Annotated in this window: 10 protein-coding genes; 7 read left to right on the top strand and 3 right to left on the bottom strand. The window is 39.4% G+C overall.

Translation table 11 applies throughout. From position 1 onward, the window contains the following. Positions 1–4: 4 nt before the first annotated feature. Positions 5–604, bottom strand: a complete 600-nt coding sequence (locus tag I7H67_RS05325; protein WP_198307291.1) for a TetR/AcrR family transcriptional regulator — start codon at positions 602–604, stop codon at positions 5–7. A gap of 180 nt (positions 605–784) precedes the next feature. Between I7H67_RS05325 and I7H67_RS05320 the strand changes: the two genes are divergently transcribed. From I7H67_RS05320 to I7H67_RS05310, 3 genes are read left to right on the top strand one after another with little or no spacing between them, the layout of a single operon-like run. Then, complete coding sequence (locus I7H67_RS05320; protein ID WP_198307290.1) at positions 785–1,837, top strand: sugar phosphate isomerase/epimerase family protein; 1,053 nt, start codon at positions 785–787, stop codon at positions 1,835–1,837. A gap of 19 nt (positions 1,838–1,856) precedes the next feature. Next, positions 1,857–2,756, top strand: coding sequence for an alpha/beta fold hydrolase (locus I7H67_RS05315; RefSeq protein ID WP_198307289.1), 900 nt, complete (start codon positions 1,857–1,859; stop codon positions 2,754–2,756). After that, positions 2,740–3,654, top strand: coding sequence for an alpha/beta hydrolase (locus I7H67_RS05310; RefSeq protein ID WP_198307288.1), 915 nt, complete (start codon positions 2,740–2,742; stop codon positions 3,652–3,654). Before I7H67_RS05315 ends, I7H67_RS05310 begins: the two co-directional genes overlap by 17 nt. A 123-nt stretch (positions 3,655–3,777) precedes the next feature. Here I7H67_RS05310 and I7H67_RS05305 read toward each other — a convergent pair whose 3' ends face one another. Beyond that, a complete protein-coding gene (locus I7H67_RS05305; protein ID WP_198307287.1) occupies positions 3,778–5,724 on the bottom strand; it encodes an acid phosphatase in 1,947 nt (648 codons plus the stop codon). Positions 5,725–5,868: 144 nt separating this feature from the next. Further along, on the bottom strand, positions 5,869–7,242 hold the full coding sequence (locus tag I7H67_RS05300; protein ID WP_198307286.1) for a putative bifunctional diguanylate cyclase/phosphodiesterase: 1,374 nt from the start codon (positions 7,240–7,242) through the stop codon (positions 5,869–5,871). A 366-nt stretch (positions 7,243–7,608) separates the two neighbouring features. Between I7H67_RS05300 and I7H67_RS05295 the strand changes: the two genes are divergently transcribed. The 4 genes from I7H67_RS05295 to I7H67_RS05275 all read left to right on the top strand — a co-directional run bounded on the left by I7H67_RS05295 (position 7,609) and on the right by I7H67_RS05275 (position 12,565). After that, the gene (locus I7H67_RS05295) at positions 7,609–8,115 is read left to right on the top strand and encodes a sigma-70 family RNA polymerase sigma factor (RefSeq protein ID WP_198307285.1); all 507 of its coding nucleotides are present in this window, start codon (positions 7,609–7,611) and stop codon (positions 8,113–8,115) included. A gap of 30 nt (positions 8,116–8,145) precedes the next feature. Further along, complete coding sequence (locus I7H67_RS05290) at positions 8,146–9,102, top strand: FecR domain-containing protein (protein WP_198307284.1); 957 nt, start codon at positions 8,146–8,148, stop codon at positions 9,100–9,102. A gap of 68 nt (positions 9,103–9,170) precedes the next feature. Further along, positions 9,171–11,714 (top strand): TonB-dependent siderophore receptor, encoded by a 2,544-nt coding sequence (locus I7H67_RS19640; RefSeq protein ID WP_227602530.1) that lies wholly within the window; start codon positions 9,171–9,173, stop codon positions 11,712–11,714. Between the two features lie 152 nt (positions 11,715–11,866). Then, positions 11,867–12,565: a DUF1826 domain-containing protein gene (locus I7H67_RS05275; RefSeq protein ID WP_198307282.1), complete on the top strand. Its 699-nt coding sequence runs from the start codon at positions 11,867–11,869 to the stop codon at positions 12,563–12,565. The last annotated feature ends 46 nt before the right edge of the window (positions 12,566–12,611 follow it).

Genomic DNA, 12,611 nt, shown 5'->3' with positions numbered 1-12,611 from the left:
TTAATTAAGCATTTACAGCATATTGATCTAGATTTTTTAATGCAAAATGAATCACTTGATCAAGTTCTTCTTTTGAATATCCATCTCTGGCCTGAACAGATAGCCCATGAAGAACAAGCGCGTAATATTGCCCTAAAGTTTTAGGGTCTGCATCTGTGACCAATTGACCGTCTGATTTTGCTTGAACAAATCGTTCGACTAGACTTTGGCCTCGTATAATACGCTGTGCTTTCATCCACTCCAAAACAGCTTGGTTCTCTTCCCCTAGCACACTCGCTGCCGACACCACCATGCACCCATAGGAATGGTTGGTTTGCGTGTAAAGCGCTAGTGCATCTTGAAATAATTGGTTTATTGCATCCTTAATATTTTTTTGCTTTAAAGCATTTAGGGCGAAATTACCTTCGTTCTTTTCATAGTGATTTACAGCCTCTCTAAACAAAGCCTCTTTTGAGCCAAACGCTTTATAAATTCGAGCGGAGGCAATCCCTAAAACTTCAACTAAATCTGACATGGATGTGCCTTCATAGCCGTGAAGCCAAAAGAAATCTCTCGCTTTTACGAGGGCTTCTTCTCGATCAAACTCTCTTGGTCTGCCAGCCATAATGACCCTTTATCAAATTTAGTACCTCTTTTTATTATTATTCGAAAAAAATATTTTCACAAATAAATCAATGAGATTTATTCAAAATAGTCCTGTTTTGTTTTGATTTTCAAATAAAAAGTTGTTTTTCTCAAAAATTAAGCCTATTGTTTGTCGATCGACAACTAATTAGGTTTTATTATGGAAACCATCAAAGGCCCTAGTATTCATCTTGCTCAATTTAGCGATGATGTTTTTCCTTTTAACCGCCTAGAAGATATTGCAGCTTGGGTAGCAAACCAAGGCTTTGAAGCGGTACAACTTCCTGCTTGGGATAAGCGTTTATTTGATGTCAATTTGGCAGCAGAAAGCCAAGATTATTGCGATGAAATATTAGGTACTTTAAACAATCATGGCTTAAAAATTAGTGAGTTAACGACTCATATCTTTGGGCAGTTAATGGCGGTGCATCCTGCTTATGACTCAATGTGCGATAACTTTGCCCCATCTCATTTGCATGGCAATTCAGAAGCTAGAACCGAGTGGGCAAAACAACAAATGCTCGCTTCAATTCAAGCATCTGCCCGCCTAGGTCTTAAAGATATGGGGACATTTTCAGGCTCTTTGGCATGGCCTTATGTATTTCCATTTCCTCAAAGACCGTCAGGACTCATCGAAACGGCGTTTGATGAATTAGCGCGTCGCTGGCTTCCTATTTTGAATGCTTGTGATGAACAAGACGTCAACCTTTGCTATGAAATTCACCCCGGTGAAGATTTGCATGACGGCATTACATTTGAAATGTTTTTAGAGCGGACTCGCAACCACCCTCGTTGCCATATTCTTTTTGACCCAAGCCATTTTGTTTTGCAGCAACTGAACTATGTGGAATATATCGATATCTATAAAGATTTCATTCGCATGTTTCATGTTAAAGATGCCGAGTTTAATCCAACAGGTCGCCAAGGAATGTATAGCGGCTATCAAAGCTGGGGAAATCGAGCGGCTCGATTCCGTTCTACGGGTGATGGTCAAGTTGACTTTAAAGCGATTTTTTCCAAGTTAGCACATTACGACTACGAAGGCTGGGCCACATTAGAGTGGGAATGTTGCCTCAAAAATAAGGATGATGGCGCACGCGAAGGTGCCGAGTTTATTAAGCAAAATATTATTCATGTCACCGATAAAGTGTTTGATGACTTTGCTGCTGCCCCTGTGAATCAGGCTCAAATTAATCAGTTATTAGGTATTTAAGGAATCGTAAGAGATCAACATGAAAAATCACCTATTCAATGAAAACTCGTATAACGAATTCCAACATCATTACATTCACATCGAAAGTAAAAAATTACACTACGTCACCTTAGGGGAAGGCCCAGCTGTATTACTTATTCCAGGTTGGCCACAAACATGGTACGCGTGGCACAAAGTCATGATTGAACTGGCGAAACAGGGTTATCAAGCCATCGCTGTTGATTTACCCGGAACAGGAAATTCAGCTCCACTGGATGGAAGTTACGATACGGGGCGTATCGCTAAAATTTTATCGATGCTCATGACTCAACTTGAATATCCAACTTATTCGGTGGTTGGTCACGACATTGGCATGTGGGTTGCCTATGCGCTTGCATCTGACTTTCCTGAGTCAGTGACTCGTCTTGCGGTAACAGAAGCAGTGATTCCCGGTTTAGCACCCGCACCTCCTATTTTTGTTGAGCCGAGTGAAAATATCTTTCTTTGGCATTTCATGTTTAACCAAACCCTAGACTTACCCGAAGCCTTAATCGCGGGCCGTGAAGATACTTATTTAAATTATATGTTTGATAAATGGTCGTGGCACAAAGATAAAGTGGCGATTGAAACTTATATTGAAGCCTATAAAATTCCGGGTCGATTAACGGCGGGTTTTAATTATTACCGCTCTATTCCAGAGACCATTCGTCAAAATAAAATCAGAGAAACTAAAAGTTTAGACATGCCAGTTTTAGCCATAGGCGCTGAACATGCTACAGATAATGCCCCTTATGAAACCATGAAAAAGGTTTCACCACATTTAACCAGTGCGATTGTAAAAGACTGCGGTCATTTCATTATGGAAGAACAGTCAGAAATATTTAGCTCACTCATTTTAGATTTCTTGCAGCAGGAAAAAAGCGATGCCTCTACTTGCTGAAATTGAAAGCTGGCTTAAGTCCAGACCAACCACACAGGCTGTAAACTCGTTACAGGAGCTAAGAGAACAAGTAAATAAAGACATTATTGATCAGCAAGGCATTCAGCATGATGCAAGCTATCAGCAAAGTTTCTATGTTGCTGTTTCAGATGGTGCCGAAATTGAGGTTCGTGTTTATGTTCCTTATTCACTGGAAAACACTGAGCAACGGCCTGCTTTTGTCTTTGCGCATGGTGGAGGCTGGTGCCTTGGAAGTTTAGATGCATGGAACCGCTCGTGTCGGTTGTTAGCAGAAACCACTCAACAAGTTGTATTTTCTGTGGACTATCGCTTGGCTCCAGAGTTTAAGTTTCCAACTCCTCTAAATGATTTTTTTACAGCATTCCGCTATATCCATGAACATGCTTCACTATTTGGAATTGACTCAAACCGTATTGCTGTAGGTGGAGATAGTGCGGGCGCAAACATAGCGGCCGCTGCATGTTTAATGGCAAAACAACGCCCAGAAATTAAGGTAAGCCATCAACTTCTTTTCTATCCTGCTTTAGATGCCACGATGAGTAGCAAATCTTATGACCAATACGCCGAAGGTTATGGTTTGGAGTCATCCACAATGGTTTATTGTTGGGATCAATATGTGCAAGATGAAAGTGAAAAACAGAATGAACTTGTAAGTCCGTTACTCGCTCAGTCTTTAGATGGACTGCCAGATGCAACTATTTTTGTTTGTGAATATGATCCAGTCCGAGATGATGGCGAAAGATATGCTCAAAAACTGTGGGATGCTGGCATTCAGGTGAACTTTCATTTGTTAGAAGGGATGATTCACGGCGCGATCCACATGCTGGCAATTAGTCCTGAAAAGGTAAAATCTATCTATAGTAAAATTCACATATAGATAGATTTATTTCCATCATCTAAGTATTTCGATTAGTCGGGCCACTCTTCAAAATTGTTTAATTAAACATTGGGAGTGACCCAGCTTACTTTTGACTATAGATGTTGGCTATTCAAGTTGCGCTTATGACACCGTAAACTTAACGCTATTATTTTGATAAATTGGCGTTATATCCTTGCCATTAAGTGTCACTTTTTTATAGGTGCCTTGGACTTTTTTAGCAGATAACACCGTATAAGTTCCCGCCGCTAAATTGTCTTTTGTAACGAGCTGCAATGTTCCATTTAAAGTAAGCGTATTTGCCACCTGAACTGCTGGAAGTACATTCGATTTAAACGTGATATTGAAGGTGGTTCCTGCAAGCTGAGTTAAATTACCCGCAATAGTAACAGTTTTAGCTGAGTTGGTTTTTAATAAGCTATTTTCATGCATGTAAATATCGCCTTGACCAGCACCATGCTCAGACAATATTTCTAAACCACCCTGCTTTAAATCAATACCGCCCGTAAATGCGTTATTTCCTGTCAGTGCTAAAGTTCCCGTGCCTAATTTTGTGAGTTTACCTGCACCCGTAATATCATTACTCCATTGGTCATATTGGTTAAAGCCACCTAAACTTGCATCCATGGTCAGATTTACGTCACCATCAAAACTGCCATAACCTGCGCCCGCTCTAAACAGGTTTAAGCGACCGTATCCTTCTACGTCATCCATAACAGGATACCCCGAAGCAAGCGCAGTCGATTTCAAAACTACACGGCGCTGATCGGCTGTTAAATAAGGAAGTCGGGTTTCTAATAAAACTTCGGCCCCTTTAGGCACAGTGGCTATTTTTGTTTTATCGCCAATTTGGTTAAAACCATAGGTCATCCAGTGATTCACCTGCTGTTTTAATTTTTCAAGATCAGCAAAACGGTCATTCGCATCATACGGTGTTTTAGACAAACCATAAAATGATTCAAACGTTGAGCTATTGGTTTCTTTCATAAGCTGTGTTTGAGCTTGTAAATAAGCTTCTTTTCGTTGCTCTACAGTCATGGCATTTAAGTTTGCAACATCTGCGGCAATCGATTGAAGACGTCCACCAATCACGTCCATCGCTGAATGCATGCCTGCAATAATACGTGAATCGCCAAGATCTAAACCACGCGCGATCAGTTCCTGATAACGTTGAGGCACTAAATAAGCCATTGCAATTGCATTTCGGCCAGCTTCAGCTGTGTGCCCACTCGGGAATCCACCGTCAGTTGCAGGCGTACTACTTTTTGCAGACTCTAAACTCGGTACAACAATAACTTCTGAACTCCAACGCCACGGGCGAGCATATTTATAAAAGCGTTTTGCTGACTCCGTCGATGAGTTATTCCCCATCGCTTGAACAAACTCAACGACTTTTCCAAAGTTGGCGTTTCCATCAGCCGTCGTCAGCCCACTATTATTTCCTTTGTCATCATATTTTACTTGTGCGGCATCGGCTGGCACTGAATTGATTGTTGTAGTCTGCCCAGTGAGTTTTCTCCACGGATCGGTTAATGCTCCCATCCCTGTCGTTACGCTATAACTTTTTCCACGTCTATCATCTAAATAGGCACGAATAGCTTCTTCTTCTGTACGCTTATGGGTGGTCTCAATTGAATAATTAATGTTGTAGTTCAATACATCCGCATTCTTTTTTGTACCGTCCGTACTGTCGCCTGGTAAACCTGTCCAGTTTGATGCGACTACAGCCGGAAAGCCGTCTTTTGCCTCAGCAGATTGGCCTGCATCTACAAATAAACTTGAGGGCGTCCATACATCTAGAAAGCCACTCAGCACACGCACCCCAGCATTTGTTTCAACCGTTGCGTAACGTGCATCACCACGTTGATTGGTCGTCCACGAATCTACAATGGTGCTGATATTCGATGGAACTGGAGCAGTATCTTCAAAGCCTACACCCTTGGGCGCTGCGGGTATTTCTTGATTTGCTGCCGAATTATCATCAGAAGAATTGCTGTCATTACACCCTGAAAAAAAGACTGAACAAGAGATAAGGGAAAGTAAAAGTGTATTTATTTTAAAGCTTGACATGGTGTGATCCGTTTAATAAATATCCATATCTTTCACCATGAATGTTTAGCTGTTATTACATATTTGAAATTAATTTAAATTTTTCTAAACAATCCTAACTCTCTTTTTACTTTCTATACTTAACTGCTGAAATAGTTGTTTTGCCTATTTTTTGAAGTAGGCAATCTGTTTTAAGAAGTCATTTAACGGCATCGGACATCCCCATAAATAGCCTTGAAACTCAGTGCATCCATTATTTTTAAAAGCACTAAATTGTTCAGTCGTCTCGATGCCTTCTACTAACACCCGAAGGTTCAAATCTAGTCCAATTTTAATAATGCCAGTGACGAGTTTATTGCTACGTTTATCATCTAAAGCTGCCTGCACAAAGCTACGATCAATTTTGATTTGGCTGATGGGCATTTTTTGTAAATAGCTTAAAGATGAATAACCTGTACCAAAATCATCAAGGGAAAGCTGAATTCCATTTTTTGACAGGAAATGCATTTTTTCGATCATGCTTACACAATTATTTAAAGCAATATTTTCGGTGATTTCTAAAATGAGCCGCGATGGATTTATCTGATATTTTTGAACCATTCCAATTACGGTTTGCTCAAAGCTAGCTTGCATAAAATGATCAGCACTAATGTTGATGGAAAGCGTAAGATCTTTGGTCTCGGCTTTTTTGCTCCAGTCTTGTAAAACTTTGCAGCCTTGAGCTAACACCCACTCCCCAATCTCTGGCATTAATCCAAACGTTTCAGCCGCTGGAATGAAATCTTTTGTAGGAACATAACCTAAAGTAGGATGGTGCCATCTTAATAAAGCTTCTGCACCAATCAGCGTTTCAGAAGAGTTGATTTGCGGCTGATAAAAAAGCTCAAATTGTTGTTTAGCAAGAGCTAAGCGTAAGTCTTTCACCATGCTGTTTTCTATTTGTATCTCTAATTGCATGGTATAAATTGAAATACAAATCATTAATGTGGCAGCACAAGTTGCAATCCATCCACCATGATCACGAATATCTTCAGATAGCGGTATAGCACTCTCAAGATTAAAAGAGCTTCCACTAAAAAATATAAAACACCCAATCGATAATAAAATTAAAATGAATTGTAAATAGCTTGGGTCTCTGCGGTAATTCAAATACCCCAATATCGCTCCAGCAGGTAAAAATAAATGAGCTACCTGAGGACGATCAACGGTAGCTATATCAAAAAATAGGCAGAACACCACTGGAAAAACCAGCAGTACGACTTGTGAAAGAAGAATACCCGCTGAAATTCGATTTATATAAATAAGAAAAAGGCTAAATATGGAGATCAATGTAAAAAAGATATCCATGTAAACAATCAACCACATTTGTGCAAATGCAAAATATATGGTCCAGAACAAGCAAAAAATGATGCAAATAAAGATATTTGCTTTGGCTGCAATTGTAAGCTGCTGGTCCTTTACGCTGCGGTAATTTTTCTTGTGTTTCTTAAAAAAAGACGAAGCGAACATAAATAAATCAACCATAAAATATTTCTTCATAGACCCCCATCTGGATCATTGATACCCCACTTCAAGATTCACCAATAAAACAAAATGTTTTATTCCTTGTTATTTATACGACTCATCTTGAGAACGTTGTTGTTTTATCGTGGTGGTATAGTTTGGTTGTTTAATTGAACGATGTTGCTTATCAAACACCTTATAATTTTAAAGGATCATCCCCTAACGATACATGTGTCTGCGACTAAGGTACAGGCTCTAAATAGCGAAAAATTAGAACATTATTGTTTCTAGAATATATTGTCCCAATGATTGATATTAATAATAATTATCATTACTATTTAAGAATAATTTAAATGTGTGTTTAATTGCGCTACTCAGTGCCAATTTGTGGACTTCACTGCTATGAACCTCGATGTAGACAAACAGGTATGGTTTAACCAAATTTACCGTTCTCAGCAAACTACGCTTTTATCATGGTTTAAACACAAACTTCAGCACCATCATCAATCTGAAGACCTAAGCCAGGAAGTGTTTTATCGTGCTTTAAAAAGTGAATATTGTTTTCAAAAAATTAAGGAACCACAGGCATGGCTTATGGGCATTGCCAAACATGTCATGATTGACTATTGGCGTCGTCAACATATTGAAAACCTCTATCTAGACGCCCTACAGCATCTTCCAGAAGAATATTATCCCTCCGCTGAACATGAAGTTTATATTCAAGAAACTTTATATCAGGTCCATTTAATATTAGAAAAACTGCCTACCCGCACAGCTCAGGTCTTTTTAATGTCTCAACTAGATGGCATGACTTATCGAGAAATTAGTGAAAAAATGAATATTTCTGAAGCCACTGTAAAAAGAGATATGAAACAAGCTTTTTTAGCTTGTATAGACCTTTATAATTAACCTTGTTAGCTGCGCTTAATTTGTTACCTTATGTCAGATATTACTAAAATCCCTCCTCATGTTTTAGATGCAGCCGCAGACTGGTTGGTAATCTTACATTCGGGTGAAATGACCGCATTACAACAACAACAGTTTGAGCAGTGGAAAACCGAAAAAAAAGAACACCAGCTAGCACTCCAGCAAATGGAAAAATTCAGCCATGGTTTATCAAACCTTGCAGCTAACTTCCCTTCCGAAGCTTTAGTTCAGTCTAACCAAAAATTTAATCTTGCTGCAAAACGCAATATGCTGTTAAGCCTTTCAGGTTTAATGATCGTTGGTTTGTCTGCCTATTTCATACCTTGGGAAAAATGGCAGTCGGACTACCACACCAAAGTGGGTGAAATTAGAAAAGTATCGTTAAAAGATGGTTCACAACTCATTATGGCAAGTAATTGCTATGTCGATGTAAATTTCACGCAAGAGAAACGTCAGATAAAACTGATTGATGGAGAAATTTATGTTGAAACAGCAAAGGATGCTCAACATCGACCATTTATTGTCGAAACCAAGAATGGTTCAGTAGAAGCCTTAGGTACTCAGTTTACGGTACGCCAAGAAAATAGCGAACAGACCAAAGTCAAAGTCTATAAACATGCAGTCGCAATTGAGCCAGAGAACTCATCTAAACGGCAAATATTAAAACAAGGCCAGCGTGCTTTTTTTGACGAAAAATATATTTCAAAGTCTCTTCCTCTTGATAACGATCAACCGTATTGGACCCAACAACTTTTGGTTGTAGATCAATGGCCACTTCAAAAAGTGCTAGATGAGCTATTTCGTTATAAAAAAGGAAGCTACCATCTCGACCCAGAATTGAAAAATATAAAAATTTCGGGCGTATTTTCTCTAAAAAATCCTGAGCAAAGCTTAGAAACTTTAGCCTATAGCCATCAACTTGAACTGAATTATTACAGCCAATATTTGTTAAATATTAAAAAAAGATAAAAAAATATGATCCTTTTTTTGATCTGGTTCGACTTATAGAGAAATACACTCCCTGTCGAGAAGACCACATGAAGGATTATCAAGCAAAAAGTAAATTGGCTTTGGCTATACGTGCAGTGCTATGGAGTACGCCATTGGTGGTCACGGCGCTTACCTCAACTTCTATTTACGCTGCGCAAACTTATAGTATTTCAATTCGCCAGAGCACGCTTGATCAGGCCATTAAACAACTGGCTATTCAAACAGGCACAACCATTAGCTACGATAATGCCAGTTTTTCAAAAACAAAAAGCAAAGCGCTTCAAGGCAATTACGCTGTTGAAGATGCTTTAAGTCTGTTATTACAAAACCATCCATTTGAAGCCGTTAAAGTAAACAATGGTGGTTACAGCATCCGAGCGAAGGCTCCACCCGCTCCAATTGAACCCAAAGTTTTTCAGTTAGAAGCCATTAAAACAAAAGCAAATAACAATAATGAATTTGATACGGCAGGCAGTGAAACAGGTACGGCGCATTTAGCAACAATTCATGTTAATGCTGATCATGGTGAAAATTTAACAACCGAAGGTTCAGGTTTATATACGGCGAAGGCCACCACCGCTTCTAATGGCTTAGCTTTAAGTTTGCGAGAAACACCTCAGCTGGTCAGTGTAATCACCAACCAACAAATGAAAGATCAGAACCTCACCCAATTAACTGATGTTGTCAGTCAAGCAGCAGGACTCTCTATTAAACAAGGTGGGAATATTGGTAGTGATAATTCACCTATTTACGCTCGCGGCAAAGAAGTAGATAGTTATTTACTCGATGGCGTGAAGCTCATGAGTTCATATGCAAGTATTTTCCAAAGTCAGGACATGGCTTTATTTGACCGAGTCGAAGTCGTGCGCGGTGCAAATGGCTTAATGACAGGTGCTGGCAGTGCAAGCGCAAGTATTAATCTGGTCCGAAAAAAACCATTACAAGACTTTAAGGCTTCGGTGAGTGCTGACATTGGTTCATGGGATTCCTACCGTACCGATATTGATGTTTCTACACCCCTTAATGAGTCTGGAAGTATTCGTGGCCGTACCCTTTTTGCCTACCAAAAGTCAGACTCTTATATCGACCGCTACAATGAAGAACGTAAAGTTGCTTATGCAGTCGTAGAAGCTGATTTAACAGACCAAACCAAAGCAAGTTTAGGTGCAAGTTACCAACAAATTGATTTGACTGGTGTGGCTAGAGGTGGTTTACCAAGCTTTTATACAGATGGCACACTCATTAATTGGTCCCGTTCAGATTCAGCGGCAGCAAGTTGGACGGGTTCAGATCGCTCAACGACATCTTACTTTGCCGACATTGAGCACCAGTTTAATGACCGCTGGAAATTAAAAGGTGTAGTATCTAGAACCATCACCGATTCAGATGAAATTGTAGGCTATACCTACTCAAGTAAAGGGATCGATAAAGCTACTGGTAGCGGGGCGATGTTATATGCAACCCGTTGGGATTATCGCCCTACTCAAGACTTGTTCAATTTAACCTTAAACGGTTCATTTGATTTGTTTAATCAAACTCATGACGTGGTGTTAGGCACGACTTACACAAAAAGTAAAAATAAACGTCCTACCTATTCAGGCTGGAATAACACAGTTGACGATAAAATGACATGGGACGGCACTCTAAAAAATATTTTTGGTTGGGATGGCAGTACACCTAACCGCCCTGAAACCAAAATAGATGGTTGGTACAGTGGAGATGATCGTAGCCAATCTATTTTTGGTGCTGTTCGCCTTAAAGCCACCGACAATCTTGCAGTCATTTTAGGCACTCGAATTGAAGACTGGGAACGCGTAACGGGCGATCATTCAGATGCTAAGAATACGACTACCTACACAACACAAGAAGAAAGTGGCAAGGTAATTCCATATGTGGGCATTACCTATGATTTCACTGACAACTGGACTGCGTATGCAAGCTACACCAATATTTTTTCACCACAAGATAAGAAAGCCGTTACAGGCGAATACATAGACCCATTAATAGGTAATAGTACCGAGCTGGGTATTAAGGGTGAGTTTTTTGATAATCAGTTAAATGTTGGTGCTGCTATTTATCAAACTAAAGAGGACAATACAGCGATTGCATTAGCAGATGTATTTGCCCCAGATGGTTCTCAAGCCTATCGGACAGAATCTGGCACAAAAAGCCGCGGCTTTGAAATTGAAGCGACAGGTAAGTTGACTGATTTATGGCAAGTTTCCACAAGCTTTAGCCGTAACTTATCAAAAGATAGTCAAGACAACCGATTAAATACCGGTGTGCCAAATAACACAGCCAAGCTGTTTACCACCTATACCCTGCCTTATCTTGATGAAGCCCTCACCATTGGTGGCGGTGTTCGTTGGCAAAGCGAAATTTATGAAAAAAATGCAGTCTCTGCAACAGGTCGATTCACTCAAGAAAGTTACGCTTTAGTCGACTTAATAGCACGTTATAAGGTCAACAATAATCTTATGCTCAACTTTAATGTTAATAACTTATTTAATGAAAAATACCATTTAGGCACCACAAATAGCTATTACGGCGCTCCGATCAATTTCCGAGTGGGTGTTAAATATGACTGGTAAATAAATTACTCGTCATTTAAAGACCTTACTTCAGAGGAAAATAATGTTCTTCTGAAGTAAGACTAAACTAACTTAATCAATTGGAATGGAATACTTTGGCTAAGCTCAGGCTATAATATTAGACATGCTCTATTATTTTATTTAACTCTCCTATGAAGAATGCGTTTTCTGACAGCAAACAAATTAGACAAGTGTCTAGTTTCCCTGAACTTGTAAATACAAAGTTCCAAGGAGAGACAAATGCGATTTGCTGGCACAGAAATTTGGTTGGCGACTTTAAAGAGATTGTGAATAAACTTCATTTAAAAGAAAATATTACAGAGGTTTCTGTTGAAGACCTTTTAGCGCTACAACTTTCTGAAAAAGGCAATCTGGCAAGAAAAACTATTTTAGAAGATATCGAGCAGTTAACTGATTTCGGCGCATCGCCAGTACTTAACTTACTTAAACATTATGAACGCGATGAAGAGCTAGATTTCATTTCAACAGATGTATATTCATTTCATGTGGATCGCTCTCCAATTGAAACTGATACTTTCTTATGTACCTATCACGGCGCTGCCAGTGATATTGTTTCCAATGATCAGGTTGAACAAAAAGTTTTAATTCCAGAAATTAGAGAAAAGCTCAAAGAATTACATGATGGCCCAGAAGCTGAATTTGAAGCTTTCTTGGCAGAGTATTTCTTTGATTTGCATTATCAACCTAAACCCGCTGCCCAACCTGTAAATTTAGGCACGGGCCATATTTGGCGTTTAGCAGTAGATCATCCCACTCAAAAGGTTTTGCCTTGTGTTCATCGAGCCCCTGTTGAAAAAGATGGCGAGTATCGGTTGCTATTGATTTGTTAAATGTTTTGGTGGCTTCCCACACATATTCACTAGCTTTTTCCTTCAC

It is taken from the genome of Acinetobacter sp. ACIN00229, from assembly GCF_016106645.1.
Taxonomy (GTDB): domain Bacteria; phylum Pseudomonadota; class Gammaproteobacteria; order Pseudomonadales; family Moraxellaceae; genus Acinetobacter; species Acinetobacter oleivorans.
The sequence above is the reverse complement of the archived record's forward strand: the minus strand, read 5'-3'. Positions and strand labels throughout refer to the sequence as shown.